This window comes from Mycolicibacterium llatzerense (genome assembly GCF_025331195.1).
Taxonomy (GTDB): domain Bacteria; phylum Actinomycetota; class Actinomycetes; order Mycobacteriales; family Mycobacteriaceae; genus Mycobacterium; species Mycobacterium llatzerense.
In genome coordinates, this window is the sequence record NZ_LXOV01000015.1 from 209,463 (window position 1) to 226,122 (window position 16,660).

Consider the following 16,660-nt stretch of genomic DNA (forward strand, 5'->3'; position numbering starts at 1 on the left):
ATGACACCGGGACCCACCAACAGCATCCCCCCGTCCCGAGCACGGCTGCTGCCGTTGTATGCCGCCGGTTTCGTCGCCGCGTTCGGCTCTTTTGGTACCGCCGCCAGTTTGGCCGGATACCTCCAGTTCCAACACGCGAATCTGCTCGCCCTCGGTGTGCTCCTGGCGACCTACAGCGTCGCCGAAATACTGTTCAAACCGGTGTTCGGAGCCCTTGCGGATCGGATCGGCGCGCGCCCCGTGGTGATCGGCGGCCTGGTGGTATTTGCCGTGGCCTCGGCTGCATTTGTCGTAGCCCACAACCTTGAACTGGTGGGATTGGCACGATTCGGTCAGGGTATTGGCGCGGCAGCCTTCTCCCCGACCGCCGGTGCCGTCGTCGCCCGATTGACCCCGACAGCCCCGCGCGCGTTCGACAGCTACTGCGCGTGGAAAGCGCTGGGCTACACCCTCGGCCCTCTCGTCGGCGGCGTGCTCATCACCGTCGGCGGCTACTCGTCGCTGTTCACCACACTGGCTGTACTCGCCATCGCGGTGGCCGGATGGGTCGCACTGGTCATGCCCGCCGTCGACATGCCGCCCCGGACTCGCCTGACCGTCGTCGACTTCGCACGACGACCGTCCAGTGGTTGGTTCCTGCGCCCCGCCGCAGCCTTGGCCGGCGCCTCTGCTGCACTGGCCGTTGGCGTCGGATTCCTCCCGGTCCTGGGCGCACGGGATGGCCTCGGACCGCTGTCGACCGGCCTCATCGTCTCCGTGTTCGCCGCCACCGTGACGACGGTGCAACCGCGCGTCGTCCGCGCCCGCGAATCATGGCGCCTCGCAGACCACACCGGAATGGCCATCGGATTGATCGTGGCCGCATCGGGGATTGCGGTCGCAGCGATGCTTCCGGGCACCGGCGCCCTGGTATGCGCCGCGGCGATCACCGCCATCGGCATCGCGCTGATCACTCCACTCGGATTCGCATATCTGACCCGCACCAGTCCCCCGGACCTGGCCGGACAGACCACGGGCGCCGCCGAAATCGGCCGCGAACTCGGCTACGCGTGCGGGCCGCTACTCATCGGCGGCGTCTCGGCCGCGGCACCTCTGCACATCGGACTGCTCGCCATGACGGTTCTCTTGGCCGCATTCGCCAATCTGCTCGCCTTGGCCCGCCCCGGACCAGTGGACCGGCCGAACGGTGGCCTCGACTCCTAGCCGCGCCGGCGGTATGTCCGCGCCGACCTCAGCACGATCAGGCTGCTTCTCGTCACATCCGTGAGTATTCGGGTCGAATACCTGCCGCACTATCGACCGCAACATCAAACTCTAGTATCTTTGCCAAAAATGCACGTACAGGTACGAAAGGCTCGCTCGAGTAGGAAGACGAGATAGGGTCGATGTCGCAGCAGGCAGGTGGACTCAGCCAGGACTACGCAGGTAATAACGAACATCTAGAGGCAACGGTGCCCTCTTCGCAGGCGATCAGCGAATCACGGATCAACGGTTCATTGTTGGCGTTGACCGAACGTCGCAATGTTAGCCAGATGCAACAACAGCAATCACACCGGAGACGGTCCACGGTCGATCCGGCGACATTCGCAGAACGACTCAATCGACTGTTCGACGCAATCCGGCCCCCTGGTCAGCGCCCCATCCGAAACTCCGAGGTCATCCACGCGCTCTCGGAGCGTGGCTACAGCTTGTCCGCGGCGTACCTGTCGCAGCTCCGAACCGGCTCCCGAAGCCACCCCGATCCCGATGCCGTGAGCCAACTCGCGCAGTTCTTCGGAGTCCGCCGCGCGTACTTCACCGGCGAAGACGTCGCCTATGTCAATTTGGTGGACAGCGAGCTGTACTGGCTGAAGTTGGCACACGATCGCGATGTCCGCGACGTCACGTCCGCGTTGCTGCGGGTGCCCGCCGAGGTCCGCGAAGAACTGTTGCGTGCCGCCGAGCACGGTCGCTGTTGAGCAACTGCCACGACGGGCGACCACACGCGTGCGGGTTCCGTGCACCCACGCCCACGACGCCATATACGCGCAGATCGACCGCACGCGAGGTAATGTAACGACCGTCACCTCTAGTTGCTACTCGCCACTAGCGCCGCCGGTTACCGCAAAGTCAGTTCGGCGGGGCCTGGCAGTGGAACAACGCGCTGGTAGCCAAATCGCCGGCCGTTAGCCAGGACAGCTACAGGACGATCAGGAGTCGGCAATCATCGCGCACAAGATGGTGGGTAGCGGTGGGGACGCTGGCGCGTTCGGCGCCGAAGCCGCCATGAGCGAATTGCACGAGCACTACCGGCACTCCATCGAGGCGGCCAACACCCGATTTGCGGCACTGGTCGAACACAGCTTCGACGTCATGGCGATAACCACGTCAGAGGGCTTGATCACCTACATCAGCCCAGCCTGCACGACGATGTTCGGATTGCGTCCGGACGAACTCACCGGAGCACATCTCGCCGACCGCGTACACCCTGACGACGTGCGGCGCGTTCGTCGGTGGTGGCGGCGTCTCGCGGCAGGTGAGCTCGACGTCGCGTCATTCACTTGCCGGATGTGGCACACGCAACTGGGCTGGCGCCACATCGAGCAGACCGTCACCAGCTACCTGTCCGACAGCCATGTCGGCGGGTTGGTGGCCAACGCGCGGGACGTCACCGATCAGGTCGACACCCACGCGCGGCTGGAGCACCAGACCTTGCATGATGCGCTCACGGGCCTACCGAACCGCGCATTCTTCCTGGACCGCCTCGAACGCACCATCGCCGGCGACACCCGGGACGCCGAATCGGCGGTACTTGTCATCGACCTGGACCTGTTCAAGCAGATCAACGACACCTTCGGCTACACGATTGGTGACCGCGTACTGATCACCACCGCCGAGCGCATACGCGCCGTTCTGCGAACGACCGACAACGTCGCCCGACTCGAGAGCGACGAGTTCGCCGTGTTGGCCGATTGTGTAGACGGCCGTACCGGGGCAACAAAGATTGCAGATCGGATCGCGGCAGCAGTCTCCGCTCCGATCACGATCGACGGGCAATCCGTCTCGGTGGGATGTTCGATCGGGCTGGCCATCCCGCGCGCCGGCGATCAACCCGAGGCCGTGCTGAATGCCGCGGACTTGACGATGCACCAGGCGAAGGAGCGCGGGCGCAATCGCATCGAGATCGACGACCAAGCTCTGCACACGCGGACCCGGCAGCGCCTGGAAATCGAACAGACACTCCGCTGGGCGCTACGCCACGACGGCGTCCACCTTGTGTACCAGCCGATCATCGACCTGGATACCGGATTCATGTCGGGTGTCGAAGTGGCGAGTCCCCGTTACTGAGTCCACCCGGTCATAGAGTCGGGTTGGTTTTATCCGTTCTCAGGTGATGCTGCAGGCCACCGGGGTGTGGGTGCACCGGCAGGCAGCAGCGTACTCGGCTGGCGTGCGGTAGCCCAGTGCCGAGTGGCGGTGTCGGTGATTGTGCTCGTGCTTGAAGTCGCCGATGACCACGCGGGCCTCGAACAGGGTGTTCCAGTAATTACGGTTGAGGCACTCCTTGCGTAGCCGGTTGTTGAACGATTCGATGTAGCCGTTGTCCCACGGGCAGCCCGGCGGTATGTACACCATTCCGGTCCTGTTCTCGCAGAACCGTTGCAGCGCTTGAGAAACCATCTCCGGTCCGTTATCCAGGCGCAGCACCTTCGGCGGGCCACCATTAGCGGCAAACACCTTCTTCAATTCCTCGACCAGGCGCTCGCCGGTGATCGAACGCTCCACCAGGTTCAGCAGCGACTCGCGGGTGTGCTCGTCGATCATCGAGGCGATCTTGATGGCCTTACCGTCGATGGTGGAGTCGAACTGGAAGTCGATCGCCCACACCACCTTCGGCGCATCGGCGATGATCGGCGGCACCGAGGAGATGCCCGCCCGCTTCCGCGGACTGTGCACACGGACCTGCAGGCCTTCTTCGCGCCACAGCCGGTGGATCTTCTTCTTGTTGACCTCACGGCGCTCGTCGTAGCGCAGTGTCGCCCAGGCGCGCCGGAACCCGTGGCAGGGATGTTTGGTGGCGTAGGCGCGCAGCCAGGCCCTCATCTCGGCGTCCGGATCGGTCGGGGTCTGCGCCAACGGCAGGCGGCGGTAGGTGGAGCGGGCCAGCCCAACGGCCTTGCACGCCAGCCGCTCCGACATACTCAACGTCTCCTTGAGCATGTCCACGGCGCGGCGCTTGGCAGCTGGGCTCAGAATTTTCCCTTCGCGACCTCCCGCAACGCGTCCTTCTCCAATTCGGCTTCGGCCAGCAGCCGCTTGAGGCGCCCGTTCTGCTCGCGCAGCTCTTTGAGCTCTTTGGCGGCATCGGTGTCCATGCCGCCGTAGGTGCGCCGCCAGTTGTACAGCGTGGCCGGCGAGACCTGCAGCTCGGCGGCGATCTCCTCGCCAGTCTTGCCCTCGGCAGCCAGCTCATCTGCCCGGCGCAGTTTGCGCACGATGTCCTCCGCGGAATTCCGCTTCCGACCAGCCATGTGTTCATCGTCCCTTCTGGCCCGACATCGGGCCACAGGACTCTAAAACGGGTTGGACTCATTCAGCGGGAACACGCCAGAAGCGCTGGTGCGGGTCCGCAACAACGCCGGCGACACGCTCACACCCGAACAGGTCATCCCGATCGCTGAAGACAGTGGGCTGATCGTCCCGTTGGGCGAGGCCATTCTCGACGCGGCGTGTGCACAACACGAGCGCTGGCTCGCCGCGAATCACCCCATCGACCGGATCGCGGTCAATGTGTCGGCCCGGCAACTGGAATCGCCGACCTTCGTCGGCCGCCTCACCGCGATCTTCGCCGACCATCACGTGCAGCCCGACCGGATATGTCTCGAGATCACCGAATCGACACTCATCACGCGTGGCTCACCGGCACATCACAACATCACGGCCGTCAAGGACGTGGGTGTTCAACTGGCACTGGATGATTTCGGCACCGGCTGGGCCAGCCTGGCGCATCTGTCCCAACTGCCCTTCGACGCCATCAAGCTCGACGCCCGATTCATATCTGGGCTCGGCACCAGCAGAACTGACGACGAAGTAGTCAAAGCCGTCATCGGCCTCGGCCGCTCCTTGGGAATGACCGTCATAGCCGAAGGGGTTGAGACGATCCAGCAAGAGAACATGCTGCGCCAATTCGGCTGTCGATACGCGCAGGGCTTCCGGTTTGCGCGACCGGTTCCCGGTGAGCAACTCGCCGCCATGACGCAGCTGCTGCGGCCCTGACAAGCGCCCCTGTGCTTCAGGCGGGACCGACGGCATTATTCCTGTCGCGCGGTCTCGATCGTCGCGAAGGTGGCGTCAGCGTGCTGAATTCTGTTGCCGCCGGCCCGCTTTGCCACGTACATGCGCCGATCGGCAGCGATCACCAGATCATCGATTGTCGCCTCGACACCGGAGTCGTCGATTGGGCTCAATTCGACAGTGGCGATGCCGATGCTGGCGGTGACCGGGAAAGACATGCGAGCGATGGCAGCTCGTAGGCGCTCGGCAATGGAGATCTGGCGGGGTCGGTTGGTGACATCGGCGATGAGGAATTCGTCACCCCCGACACGTCCGATCACCGCGGTGTCTCGCGTCTGCGCACGGAGAATGTCGGCCACCTCCAAGAGGGCACGATCTCCAACCGCGTGACCGCGCTCGTCATTGAGGAGCTTGAATCCGTCCAGATCGATCACCATCAAGAGCAGGTGACTGTCTGTATCGCGATGCTTGTAGACCAGTTCCTGCGCCTTCATGCTGAATGCCCGCCGATTCAGCGCAAGCGTCAACGGGTCGGAGTCCGCTTGGAGCAGGTCTATTCCCAAACTGTGCACGATGATCTGAATACTCGCGGGCGCTGTGGTGGTGAGCACAACCACCAACCACACCGCGCACATCCCGAGGACGGGGCGGCCGGATTGGCCGATGCGGACGGCTTCGATGACCGCGACGATCATCGCGATCTGGAAGTTGTACACCGCATATGGCGCCGTGTGAGCGAAGGCGATGTATGTCGCAGGAAGCGTAAACGCAGTGCACAGGAACATGGCGATGAACGGATCGCTACAGGACAGAGCGACGGCCGCAATACACGCCGTAGTGCCTGCGGCGAAAATCCTGGAGCACCGCATGGTGGGCATTCGGAAGGCCCAGAGCAGCCCGAGCAGAAACAAGCACCCCGACGCAGCAATCACCACCAAGCGAGATCGGTCGCCGGTAGGCCCTCCGTCCAAGGTCATCAACACGAGCGGCAGCAGGCCACTGACGCACGTCACGATGGCGACCATGGTGCGCACCAAGCCGGCCAATCCGCGGGTTTTGATGTACGCCATGATCCAGTTGAAGTGATCGGGTTGGTGCCACCACCGCCGCAACCAGTGCATGGCAGGCCCTTCCCGATTCGCCGTCGCGGTCGGCAGCCACGCCACCTCCAACGGAGGCCGGACCGAACCACTCAATAGTTTGCTGACTAGCAAGTAAACCACGCACTCGCCGGCAACACGACCACAATCTTGCAGCAGCTGAAGCGCATGTTATCAAGCAATTTACGGGAGAAGTAGCTGCCAACAACCCCGACCGGTCACGACGAGTTGCAACAGCTCCCACAGCAGAACCTGATTGCAAAATCTGACTCATCGCGCACAAAGCGACCCCACGGTCGCCGCCAGGGTCGCGCCTGGCGCGCTCAGCAGCCGGCGTCGACCGCGGGCGCAGCGCCCGAGCACCTCATCGACGATGGCATGCCCGAACCAATCGTCGGTGTCCTCGAAGCGGTCCAGGTCGATGACGACCACCACCACAACTGCCGCCGGGATGCTGTTGCCGCGCAACGCATTGAATGGTCCCGAACGCGTTCCCACCGCACATGAAGAACGGCCCCCGGAGAGTTCTCCGGGGGCCGTTCTCACTAGTAGCGGGGACAGGATTCGAACCTGCGACCTCTGGGTTATGAGCCGACCGGTGACGGTTTCACTGGGTCTACTTTGTCTTGTTTGTCCAGTTCAGGAGTATCTACGGTGCTGTGAATAGCCCGTTCGTCACGCCCCGTTTCAGCCGTTTCGCTGAGTTTCGTTCCCAAATCTGTTCCCAATGCGGCCGGCAGGGCAATAGAAGCGTCATGCGCGGATGGCGACGTCAGCAAACGCTGACGGTATAGACCATGCCGATCACGCAGGCATGGTCGCCCGGCGACCAGCAGGTTGCCTCGACCACAAGGGAATCGGCCGAACCTGCATTGGCGCCAAAGGCCGACATCCTCGTTCGCCTGACGCCCGTGATGTCCACCGCCGCTGAGCAATTTGCCTGTGGGCGCTAATGGTCAATGATGCCTTTGACCCACAACCGATTTGGTCCTTAGCGGGTGGACACCTAAACGGTGGGACCACTGGTCCCGCGCGAAGGTGTCCGCATGTCAGGCAAGGCAAGAAGGACGCCGCGGGGAGCTCGGGCACCAGCTGTGGTCAGCCGATGCTGTCACCACTCCAGCCATTTCGGAAGGCTCACACGGCGCCGACCGCGGGCGGCAAACGCACGCAACAGCGTCTGCGCAAAGTCGATCGTTCCTTGTGAGACCGGGTACCAGAGCATTTCCTTGGACAGTGTGGGGATGCGCGGTGCAGTGATGGCCTGTCGCCGGCAGTATTTGCGCACGCCTTCGGCGCCCCCGCTGCGGGCACCGATACCCGACTGTTTCCAACCGCCCATCGGGAGGGAATACGCAAAAATGTTGACCATCACGTCGTTGATGTTGACTGCGCCCACTTCGAGCTGACGGGCAACCCGTTCCGCGCGTTCGCCGTTCGAACTCCATACAGTGGCCGACAAACCGTAGATCGAGTCGTTGGCCAGCCGGATTGCCTCCGCCTCGTCGGCGACCTTGATGATCGGCAGCGTTGGCCCGAATGTCTCATCGGTGATGCACGTCATCGTCTGGTCAACATCGACCAGCACAGTGGGCTCAAAGAACGTGCCCGGACTGGCGGGCTTACCCCCGGTAACGGCGCGTGCGCCGGCGGCCACTGACTCGCGGACGTGGCGCTGGACGATGTCCCGCTGGGCATCAGTAGCCAGCGCGCCCACATCGTGTTTGCATTCGCGGCCGTCTTGTCCCTGCCGCAGTGCCTTCACCTTTGCGGTGAGTTTCGCGAGGAACTCGTCGTATACGGGCGCTTCGACATAGACGCGTTCGATGGAGACACATACCTGCCCTGCGTTGAACAAGCCACCCCACATAACGCCGTTGGCAGCACGTTCGATGTCGGCGTCAGAAAGCACCAGGGCGGGGTCTTTGCCGCCCAACTCTAGGCTGTAGGGAATCAGCCGTTCGCCGCAGCGCACCGCGACTTTTCGTCCGGTCGCCGTCGACCCGGTGAATTGCACGTAGTCGGCGCAGTCGATGACGGCCGAACCGGCTTTGCCGTCGCCGGTCGCCAACCCCAACACGGGCGGGGCACCGATCTCGGTCCAGCCGCGAACGAACTCCGCTGCACTGAGTGGAGTGACCTCTGAAGGTTTGAGCAACACCGCCGCCCCTGCCGCCAGGGCGGGGATGACGTCGATTCCAGGCATCGTGAAGGGGAAGTTCCACGGAGTGATCACACCGACCAAGGGATAGGGACGATAGATGGTGGTGAGCCTTTTGCCAATTGTCATGGGCCCCAGCTGCACCGGGTGCCCGTCAGTGAGGAACCCCTCAGCCTGGCGGGCCCAGTAGCCGATCAGGTCGGTAACGACAGCCGGTTCGGTCAGCGCTTCGGCGCGCGGCTTGCCGGTTTCTGACTGCAGCACGTCGGCAATCTTGTTGGTGTTGTCGTAGATCCACTCCTGGAATTTAAACAACCAATCGGCACGCCCTCGGGGGCCGATGGACTCCCATTCGCCTTGCGCGGCCCGCAGGTTCGCAGCCATCTGCGCGACTTGCTTGGAGCTGTGGTTGGCAATCGTGCCGACCACAGTGCCATCGGCGGGATTTTTGACGTCGATCGAGGCGAGCTCGGTTGGTGGGTTGGTCATTCGAAGTGACTCCTGATTGTTGCGGTATGCGAGTGTGGAACAGGGGCGGGGCGGTGCGGGAAGCCCTGTCCCCCGCCTCTTCTCGCCGCCGCGAGGGATCGCTAGAGCGATCGAGCGATGATCTCCTTCATGATCTCGTTGGTGCCCGCGTAGATCTTCTGCACTCTGCTATCCGCCCACAGCCGCGCAATCGGGTATTCGGACATGTAGCCGTAGCCTCCGTACAGTTGCAGGCACTCGTCGAGACACGCCATGGTTCGTTCAGTGGTCCACCACTTCGCCATGGCGACAGTCGGGACGTCCAGTGCGCGACGAAGGTGACGGTCAATGCAGTCGTCGATGAACACGCGGGATATCCGCGCCTCGGTGGCTACCTCAGCGAGTTTGAACTTACTGTTTTGGAACGCGAATACCGGCTTGCCGAACGCATGGCGATCCTTGGTGTAACGGAGGGTGTGTTCAAGAGCTGCCTCGAGCACTGCGACCGCGCTCAGGGCGATGATGAGCCGTTCCTGCGGTAGCTGCTGCATCAGCTGGGCGAACCCCAACCCTTCGCTGCTGCCCAACAGATTCGAAGCGGGAACGCGGACGTCTTCGAAGAAAAGCTCCGACGTGTCCTGGCCCTTCTGACCGATCTTGTCCAATACCCTGCCCCGCCGAAAGCCCTCACTGCCCGACTCGACCACGATGAGAGAGATTCCGTTTGCTGCGGCGGAAGTGTCCGTTTTTGCCGCGACCACGATTAGGTCGGCCTGGGCCCCATTGGTAATAAATGTCTTCGAGCCGTTGAGGACGTACTCATCCTTGTCACGGATCGCTCGGGTTGTGATCGCCTGCAGATCTGAGCCCGTGCCTGGTTCAGTCATGCCAATGGCGCCGATGACTTCTCCGGTAGCCATTCGCGGCAACCAACGAACCTTCTGCTCGTGAGTACCGTAATCGTTGATGTAGTGAGCGACGATTCCGCTGTGCACGTTTTGACCCCAGGAGGTATCCCCGATCCGTGCTTGCTCTTCGATGAGGACTGCCTCGTGGGCGAAGGTGCCTCCGCCGCCACCAAATTGCTCCGGTATGGACATACAAAGCAAGCCTAGATCCCCGGCTTTGTTCCACAACTCACGATCGACGTGGTGCTGGTCGATGAATTTCTGGGCGTTGGGTTGAATCTCCTTCTCGCAAAACGATCGTGCGAGGTCGCGGAGCGCGTCGAGATCGTCGTCGAGCCAGCTGGAGCTGTAAGTCGTCATAATATGCGGGCCTTTCGTCAGGTGAATCGCACCAATTCCCTTGGAGGATGGCGCTCTTGGATTTCGATGAGCATGGCGGCTCTGGCTGCCCGAGTCGCTCGACGTTTGGCTATCTCGTGCCTCGCACGCAAGACGGCGTATGGGACTCAAATCCCGACTCCGGCTCCATTCGGACCAATCGCTTCGTTGCCGGCAAAGCACGGCTGCACTCTTTGTTCAAGTCGAAACGGCACGAGCGTTCTCGAATGCCAGGCCCGCTAGGCGGGTGGCGTCGACGCGTCGAGTTCCGCCCGGAGGCCCGCGGATATATGGCCGACCGATAGGGGCGTGTCAGCTGGGCCACGGAGCACCGTGCCGTCTACGGCAAACCTGGCACCATGGCGCGGGCAGACCCAGCATCGAGATTTGCCGTCGAATTCGAGTGGCCAATTCATATGCGTGCACAACGCTACGACCGCATGCAACTCTCCGGCCGCATCGCGGAAGACCCCAACGCTGCCATCCTCCGAGTCAATGATTCTCCCTTGACCCGAGCGCAATTCCGATCCACCCGCGTCAGGGGTTGGCACCACAGATACTCCGGTAGCACCGACAACGCCACCTCGAATCAGCTCAACGGCCTCAAAGACGACCTGAAACGGGACTTTCCACAACGTCACTCAGTCACCCACCATGGGATGACCTCATCACCGCGGCCCGTCGCGCGCGCGCGTCGCGCACCATGCTCAGTACCGGCTCGCCGGCCACGCGCGGAAGCGCGTCGCGCAACCCCGGAGTCAGGGCCATCGCCCTGAACAACGGGCGATAGGCGGCGATCGTCGCGCGACGAACGAAGGCCGGTCGGTACTGGCCGTGAAGTTTCAACACGTAGTCGGGCGTCAACGCCGTGGCGCATTCCTCAACAAGTCGAACCAGCGGCACCAACGCGACCGGGACAATCCCATTGTCCCACAGCAAAGGAAATACCAAACGGTGCGCGTAAGCGGATTCTTCGATCACCGCCAGGCGCGGACGCATCTCCTCGAAATACTTATCGGCCTCGGCCTGCGAGGTGGGAATCATCTCCGCCGGAATCCGATTCAGCAACGCGATGACCTCCACTTCGCGCCACATCTGGTCGCGCTCCTCGGGGGTCAACCGCGAGGGACCATACGCGTCATAGGCATCCATCGTCGCCTGCATGAAGGGCACATAAAGCCACAGAAGATTCTCTGGATCCGATGCACAGTAATCGCGCCCATTCCAGTGACACTTGATCGTGTCATGCATCGCATTGACATGCTCGATAAGCGACATAGCCTGGTCCCGGTCGCCGAAAGTCAGCGTGAGCATGTACTCAAGAGTGCGGGTCGAGCGGCCGATCGGATCTTGATACGTCACCGATTGAGCACCCATCAGGCCGCACGGCGGAAAAGCCTCAAACAGATCCAGGATAGACAGCAGACCCGGCACATAGGTAGGGCTGAGCATCACCTTCCAAGTGACCGAATCCGGCCTGAAAAAACCTGACTCCGAACCGATCTCGATATCAATCACATCCGCAGGAGCGCTTGGAGCGCTTGTCAGTGTCGTCATGCCCCCAATTTAGACACCCATGTCTAAATAGTCAAGGGTGTGACGGATCCAACAGTCAAGACAGTTGACACAGGGAGCAGATCTAGCGCCATCGACGCAGGTGGCGGCCGGTACTGCGGGTCGAAGCTCTGTTGCGGATGCGAAGAAACCGACCGGCGAACGTCAAACCCGCGTGCGCCGACCGGCCGACCGCGTCGCCATATGTGACGCGACGCAGTGCACAGACCTCACACCTTGACCATCTCGACACGGGTGTCTACATTGAGCCAGGCCGCCCGCGGATCGGCCCGGTGCGCCACCGGTAAGACCTGCGATGGCCGTTGACCTACACACGAATTGAGCCGGCTTCGCCTGCGTTTGAATGTGAGCGTTCACGACCGCGTGAAGACGCTTGCTAAGTCCGCTAAGTCAGCACAAAGTCAACGATTGCCGGGAGTGAGCTATGAATGCAATTCTGGACGACATACGACAGAATTATCTTGTCTACCTAACCATCCCGTTTATTGGCGCGTTTATCGGCTACATCACAAAGCTGGTAGCGGTCGAAATGTTGTTCCGCCCAGTTGAATTCAGGGGCATTCGCCCATTTCTCGGTTGGCAGGGAATCATCCCGCGATACGCACCACGTATGGCCTCGGTCGCGGTCGATCTCATGCTTGCCCGGTTGCTAACTCCACAGGAGATCATCGATCGAATCGATCCCATCGAGCTTGCAACAAAAATGCAGAAGCCGCTGTCCGCCATGGTGGACGATATGACACGGCAAGTCATGTTGAAGTATCAGCCAGGCATCTGGGAGGCTATGCCCGAGTTTGGACGAAGCCTATTGATCAAGAGAATCCAAGGCGAAATACCGAGCATAATCCAAAAAACTATTCGTGACCTGCGGGCAGATGTCACATCGGTGCTCGATCTTAAAGAAGTCGCGATGAATGCACTCACTCGCGACACTGTTCTGCTGATTAGATTGATTCGTCAAATCGGCCGTGCGGAAATGTCCTTTATTGTTCGCAGCGGTGTGCCCTTCGGCTTCATACTCGGCACTGTGCAAATGGTGACGTGGGCCTTGACACACAACGAGTGGGTGATGCCGGCGTTCGGCGCGTTTACCGGATTGGCCACGGATTGGATTGCCCTGCAGATGATCTTCCGGCCAATCCGCCCGACTCGATACTTCGGTCTGATTCGTTGGCAGGGGCTGTTTCATAAGCGCAGAGCAGAAGTGAGCAAGGATTACGCCGGCCTGATCGCCTACGAGATACTGACACCGTCGAACATTATTGAAGGTGTCCTCGACGGCCCGAATGCCGACAAGTTGAAAGCGCTGCTCACCCGCGAGGTACACGACGCGCTCGACTCTCTATTGGGAATCGCCAAGCCGCTGGTGGTCTTCTCTGTCGGCGGGCACGACTACCAGCATCTCAAGCGTGACATCGCCGACGCGACGGTCGGCCGGGTGCGCGCGCTGTCCACCATGGTCGAGGAGTTCGCGGTCGACTCGGTTGAGGATGTTCGCGATATGACCGTCGAGAAGATGAGCGATCTCACTGATGATGAATATGAAGGCCTACTGCGGCCAGCCTTCAAACAGGACGAATGGAAAATCGTCCTGATAGGAGGCCTCCTTGGATTCCTTGTCGGCGAGCTGCAAATTCACCTCCTTCTTACGTAGTCGGAATCCAATCCGCCGCAGCATGCCGGACCTCGCGAATCGAGCTCGCAGGCACGTCGTATCTGGCACTACGTAGACGTCTTCGTTGGGCCAACGCACCGCTGCTGACTAGGTGCACCGTAGTGGGTTCCGACATATCCGGGCAACGCGCCGAGGAGACTGCGGGAACTGGTTGAGAAGGCCGGCATCATCACCGTCGCGTCCGCAGCCGCATTCGTTGCTGCACCGATGATGGCCGCTTACAGCGCGAGCAAGGTCGCCGTGCTGTCCCTGTCGGAAACACTTGCCGCTCGCCGATGTCTCATTCCGTCGCGGTGGCCAGGCTGCGGGCGATGACGTCGCCGACATGGCTCGCCCACTGCCGCTTGTTCCGGTAGACATCCGATGAGCACCCGCACGCAACCACGTCCCCGTTGACGTGATCGGTGACAGAAAAGTGTCCGACCAGCGTGGGCACGACTGTGGCCCAGGCGAAGACTTGTTTGTCCCACACTTCGGAGGGTTCATGGGGCCGGTTGCTCATCACGCTCCAGGATTGACGGCGACGTGGCCGTTCGCGGTGTCTGGGTGCCCAGGGTACGTTGCCCAAGGACCGCCATCGAGCTCGTCGAGGGCGACGGCTGCGCGAGTGCTTGTGCAGTCTCGGCGGTCCAGGACGAGCGTCAATCACCTGTCTCCGACGCGGGATCGGGCGCCACAGAATCGCGAATGCAGGCGTCCTGCAGACTGCGTTCACTGTGCTGTAGAACCAGGAGGATGAGTGGCTCGAGAGTGCGAGCGAGCGCCTTTCCGGCCAGTCCGCCCCCGAATTTGTACGAGAGTTCGATATCGATCTGAGTCTGGGCAGCACCGAGTGCAGTGAATCGAACCGTCGATGTGAAGTCGAACCCGCCGATCGACGCGAGGACGATCATGTCGTCCGTGCGCCAGTTGGTGACTTCGAATGTCGAGCTGAGTGTCTTGGGTCCAAGGTCGAGCGCGCCCTCGTACACAGCGCCTGCGCCGTATTCAAGATCGCCCACCGGAGTGATTCGCTTTATCCCGAAGACCCACTCCGGCATTTTTCGATAATCGACCATGTAGCTGAACACTGCGTCGACGGGCAATTCGACCAGGCAACTCGAATGTACGAATACCACAATGGTTCCTCTCAACTAATAGAAAGCGGGATTACGGACCAGCGGGGTTGTCGGGTTTGATCACGAGACTGTTGCGGACCGGCGCCTGTGGTTCGCGCTGTGGAGCCAAGAGATGCAGTCACCGAGCAATTGCCGTTCCAGCTCGTAGGCGTGCGACACAGATAAGCACGACCGTTCCGCCACAATTCCGTCGAAGTCCCGACGAGACCAGGTTGCCTCGAACCGTCCACGCGTGAGCGAATCATCGTTGCGCCAAGTCCTGCCAGCTGTCGGCCGGGAGCGCCGGCTAGTTGCTCATCAGACTGAATTTTGGACCGCCTGGCGCGTTCGTCCGCTCCGATTCGCTGGGTGACACCGAGAACTGATAATCATTCAGCGGGAATTTCTTGGACCGCCACCAGGATTGGAGGGTGGACTGTGGCCTGATGAATGGTGTGACGCCGTGTTCATCGAAGTAGTACGAGTTCGAGCCTGAACAGTCAGCGCATTTGAAGATCGTGTGTTCCATGCGTTCGAGGATCTCGGCAGTGTAGCGAGCTGTCGCCTCCTCGGTGACCTCGACGACGCTGGTACCGCGGCGACGGGCCTCCGTGATCACCCGGATCAGATGTGTGGCTTGGTTCTCGACCATGTTGGTGTACGAACCTGCATTGAACGCATACGGGCCAAACACGAAGAAGAGATTCGGATAGCCCGGCACTGACGCGCCCTCGTAGGCCTGTGGGCGGTTCTCATTCCAGTGCGCGTGCAGGTCGCGCCCACCTTTGCCGGCAATCTTGACCGGCGGCATCCTTTCCGGGTCCGCGACAGCGAATCCGGTCGCTAAGATCAGGGTCGATACGTCTCGCTCTTTCCCGTCGACTGTCTTCACCCCCCGCGGGGTGATGCGCTCAATGCCGTCGGTGACGAGCTCGACGTTCTGCCGCGCAAATGCCCGTAGATAGTCGTTGCTGAGTCCCGGACGTTTACATCCGAATGCGTACTTCGGCGAGAGCCTGTCGCGGATTCCAGCATCCGGCACCTGCAACCTCAAATGCAATTTCGAAATAAGAGTCGAAGCGTTGGCCATCGCCTGGGATTCTCGGTAATAGACGAAGAGCGCCACCATAAACGCCTCGAGCGCAGCGCCGGTACCCAGGCGAGCAACGCGATTGAACAGCGGCAACGAATGCATCAACGGACCAATCGCTTTCAGCGGCATATCCGGCTTAGGAAGGATCCAGATCGGGGTGCGCTGGAACACGTGTAGATGCTCGACTTGATCGACAACCTTGGGCACCAGCTGCACAGCTGAGGCTCCGGTGCCGATCACCGCCACACGCTGGCCGGCAAGGTTGACCTCTGGGCTCCACTTCGAAGTGTGCACCAGCTCGCCTTCGAACGTATCCAGGCCCGGAATGTCGGGTAACTTCGGTTCAGCAAATGGGCCGATCGCGATCACCGCGTATCGGGCACGCACCGGGCCGTTCGAGGTCTGAACGGTCCAGAGTGCAGTTTGCTCGTCATAAGCGACGTCACGTACTTCGGTCAACAGGCGCACGTGGGGCCGCAGACCGTACTTGTCGGCACAATGGTCCAGGTAAGCCTTGATCTCGGCCCCTGGCGGGAAAAGACGTGACCACTCGGGATTGAGTTCGAAAGAAAATTGATACCCCCAGGCGGGCACATCGACGGCCACCCCGGGATACGCGTTGTCGCGCCAAGTGCCGCCGATGTCGCCGGAGCGCTCGAGGACGACGAAATCATCGATACCGGCGAGCTTCAGCCGGGCGGCGATCCCGATCCCCGCAATGCCGGCGCCAATGACAACGACCTCGTGGTCACGATTGGCCTTCGCCGAGCGGTGCCGTTTCACAGCCATTTCTCTCCTTGCTTCAGCGCAGCGCATCAGTTTTCGTGCGCCTGCACGAAGGCCGCGCGCGGGGCGTGGCCAGCTTCGACAGGCTCCACCCGTCAGGTGCAGAGCAACCGTTGCGTGGAAACGGTAGCTTATTTAGACATAC

Annotated in this window: 16 protein-coding genes and 1 pseudogene; 7 read left to right on the forward strand and 10 right to left on the reverse strand. The window is 61.5% G+C overall.

Annotated elements, in window-relative coordinates; all coding sequences use genetic code 11:
• From A7G45_RS24145 to A7G45_RS24155, 3 genes are all read left to right on the forward strand, one after another.
• Positions 1-1,203, forward strand: a complete 1,203-nt coding sequence (locus A7G45_RS24145) for an MFS transporter (RefSeq protein WP_260940749.1) — start codon at positions 1-3, stop codon at positions 1,201-1,203.
• 329 nt (positions 1,204-1,532) lie between these two features.
• Positions 1,533-1,958: an XRE family transcriptional regulator gene (locus A7G45_RS24150; RefSeq protein WP_260940750.1), complete on the forward strand. Its 426-nt coding sequence runs from the start codon at positions 1,533-1,535 to the stop codon at positions 1,956-1,958.
• Between the two features lie 307 nt (positions 1,959-2,265).
• Entirely contained in the window at positions 2,266-3,327 is a 1,062-nt protein-coding gene (locus tag A7G45_RS24155) for a diguanylate cyclase domain-containing protein (protein ID WP_260940757.1), read from the forward strand.
• A 39-nt stretch (positions 3,328-3,366) separates the two neighbouring features.
• On the opposite strand, the gene A7G45_RS24160 is transcribed toward A7G45_RS24155, so the two are convergent.
• Positions 3,367-4,511 (reverse strand): IS3 family transposase gene (locus A7G45_RS24160; RefSeq protein WP_407667536.1). Its coding sequence is split into 2 segments (ribosomal slippage): positions 3,367-4,247 and positions 4,247-4,511, totalling 1,146 coding nucleotides; the frame shifts between segments, so codons are not numbered across the junction.
• A 52-nt stretch (positions 4,512-4,563) separates the two neighbouring features.
• Between A7G45_RS24160 and A7G45_RS24165 the strand changes: the two genes are divergently transcribed.
• Entirely contained in the window at positions 4,564-5,256 is a 693-nt protein-coding gene (locus tag A7G45_RS24165) for an EAL domain-containing protein (protein WP_260940759.1), read from the forward strand.
• A gap of 35 nt (positions 5,257-5,291) precedes the next feature.
• Here A7G45_RS24165 and A7G45_RS24170 read toward each other — a convergent pair whose 3' ends face one another.
• Together A7G45_RS24170 and A7G45_RS24175 are read right to left on the reverse strand one after the other, a co-directional pair.
• Positions 5,292-6,395 carry a GGDEF domain-containing protein gene (locus tag A7G45_RS24170; RefSeq protein ID WP_260940761.1) on the reverse strand — a complete coding sequence of 368 codons (1,104 nt, stop codon included), beginning with the start codon at positions 6,393-6,395 and terminating at the stop codon, positions 5,292-5,294.
• A gap of 249 nt (positions 6,396-6,644) precedes the next feature.
• Entirely contained in the window at positions 6,645-6,842 is a 198-nt protein-coding gene (locus tag A7G45_RS24175; RefSeq protein ID WP_260940765.1) for a diguanylate cyclase domain-containing protein, read from the reverse strand.
• A gap of 329 nt (positions 6,843-7,171) precedes the next feature.
• On the opposite strand from A7G45_RS24175, the gene A7G45_RS24180 reads away from it, so the two are divergent.
• The gene (locus tag A7G45_RS24180; RefSeq protein WP_260940766.1) at positions 7,172-7,327 is read left to right on the forward strand and encodes a hypothetical protein; all 156 of its coding nucleotides are present in this window, start codon (positions 7,172-7,174) and stop codon (positions 7,325-7,327) included.
• A 158-nt stretch (positions 7,328-7,485) separates the two neighbouring features.
• Here A7G45_RS24180 and A7G45_RS24185 read toward each other — a convergent pair whose 3' ends face one another.
• The 4 genes from A7G45_RS24185 to A7G45_RS24195 all read right to left on the reverse strand — a co-directional run bounded on the left by A7G45_RS24185 (position 7,486) and on the right by A7G45_RS24195 (position 11,846).
• Positions 7,486-9,024 carry an aldehyde dehydrogenase family protein gene (locus tag A7G45_RS24185; RefSeq protein ID WP_260940767.1) on the reverse strand — a complete coding sequence of 513 codons (1,539 nt, stop codon included), beginning with the start codon at positions 9,022-9,024 and terminating at the stop codon, positions 7,486-7,488.
• A 101-nt stretch (positions 9,025-9,125) separates the two neighbouring features.
• Positions 9,126-10,271, reverse strand: coding sequence for an acyl-CoA dehydrogenase family protein (locus A7G45_RS24190; protein ID WP_260940768.1), 1,146 nt, complete (start codon positions 10,269-10,271; stop codon positions 9,126-9,128).
• A gap of 257 nt (positions 10,272-10,528) precedes the next feature.
• Entirely contained in the window at positions 10,529-10,930 is a 402-nt protein-coding gene (locus tag A7G45_RS32765; RefSeq protein ID WP_407667544.1) for a Rieske 2Fe-2S domain-containing protein, read from the reverse strand.
• A gap of 4 nt (positions 10,931-10,934) precedes the next feature.
• Entirely contained in the window at positions 10,935-11,846 is a 912-nt protein-coding gene (locus tag A7G45_RS24195) for an oxygenase MpaB family protein (RefSeq protein WP_260940769.1), read from the reverse strand.
• Positions 11,847-12,288: 442 nt separating this feature from the next.
• On the opposite strand from A7G45_RS24195, the gene A7G45_RS24200 reads away from it, so the two are divergent.
• Together A7G45_RS24200 and A7G45_RS32770 are read left to right on the forward strand one after the other, a co-directional pair.
• Complete coding sequence (locus tag A7G45_RS24200; RefSeq protein ID WP_260940770.1) at positions 12,289-13,518, forward strand: DUF445 domain-containing protein; 1,230 nt, start codon at positions 12,289-12,291, stop codon at positions 13,516-13,518.
• Between the two features lie 138 nt (positions 13,519-13,656).
• Positions 13,657-13,833 (forward strand): annotated as a pseudogene (locus tag A7G45_RS32770) (SDR family NAD(P)-dependent oxidoreductase); the annotation flags it as partial.
• Here the strand turns inward: A7G45_RS32770 and A7G45_RS24210 are convergent.
• From A7G45_RS24210 to A7G45_RS24220, 3 genes are all read right to left on the reverse strand, one after another.
• Complete coding sequence (locus tag A7G45_RS24210; RefSeq protein WP_260940773.1) at positions 13,820-14,041, reverse strand: hypothetical protein; 222 nt, start codon at positions 14,039-14,041, stop codon at positions 13,820-13,822. The pseudogene A7G45_RS32770 and the gene A7G45_RS24210 overlap by 14 nt on opposite strands.
• 139 nt (positions 14,042-14,180) lie before the next feature.
• Positions 14,181-14,657: an SRPBCC family protein gene (locus tag A7G45_RS24215; protein ID WP_260940889.1), complete on the reverse strand. Its 477-nt coding sequence runs from the start codon at positions 14,655-14,657 to the stop codon at positions 14,181-14,183.
• Between the two features lie 286 nt (positions 14,658-14,943).
• Positions 14,944-16,518, reverse strand: coding sequence for a flavin-containing monooxygenase (locus A7G45_RS24220; protein ID WP_260940775.1), 1,575 nt, complete (start codon positions 16,516-16,518; stop codon positions 14,944-14,946).
• Positions 16,519-16,660: the final 142 nt, after the last annotated feature.

What these genes read in the sequence shown, in the direction of transcription:
- A7G45_RS24145 (WP_260940749.1), top strand. Translation starts at nt 1, where the DNA reads ATGACACCGGGACCCACCAACAGCATCCCCCCGTCCCGAGCACGGCTG.
- A7G45_RS24150 (WP_260940750.1), top strand. Translation starts at nt 1,533, where the DNA reads ATGCAACAACAGCAATCACACCGGAGACGGTCCACGGTCGATCCGGCG.
- A7G45_RS24155 (WP_260940757.1), top strand. Translation starts at nt 2,266, where the DNA reads ATGAGCGAATTGCACGAGCACTACCGGCACTCCATCGAGGCGGCCAAC.
- A7G45_RS24170 (WP_260940761.1), bottom strand. Translation starts at nt 6,395, where the DNA reads ATGCACTGGTTGCGGCGGTGGTGGCACCAACCCGATCACTTCAACTGG.
- A7G45_RS24180 (WP_260940766.1), top strand. Translation starts at nt 7,172, where the DNA reads ATGCCGATCACGCAGGCATGGTCGCCCGGCGACCAGCAGGTTGCCTCG.
- A7G45_RS24185 (WP_260940767.1), bottom strand. Translation starts at nt 9,024, where the DNA reads ATGACCAACCCACCAACCGAGCTCGCCTCGATCGACGTCAAAAATCCC.
- A7G45_RS24190 (WP_260940768.1), bottom strand. Translation starts at nt 10,271, where the DNA reads ATGACGACTTACAGCTCCAGCTGGCTCGACGACGATCTCGACGCGCTC.
- A7G45_RS24195 (WP_260940769.1), bottom strand. Translation starts at nt 11,846, where the DNA reads ATGACGACACTGACAAGCGCTCCAAGCGCTCCTGCGGATGTGATTGAT.
- A7G45_RS24200 (WP_260940770.1), top strand. Translation starts at nt 12,289, where the DNA reads ATGAATGCAATTCTGGACGACATACGACAGAATTATCTTGTCTACCTA.
- A7G45_RS24210 (WP_260940773.1), bottom strand. Translation starts at nt 14,041, where the DNA reads ATGAGCAACCGGCCCCATGAACCCTCCGAAGTGTGGGACAAACAAGTC.
- A7G45_RS24220 (WP_260940775.1), bottom strand. Translation starts at nt 16,518, where the DNA reads ATGGCTGTGAAACGGCACCGCTCGGCGAAGGCCAATCGTGACCACGAG.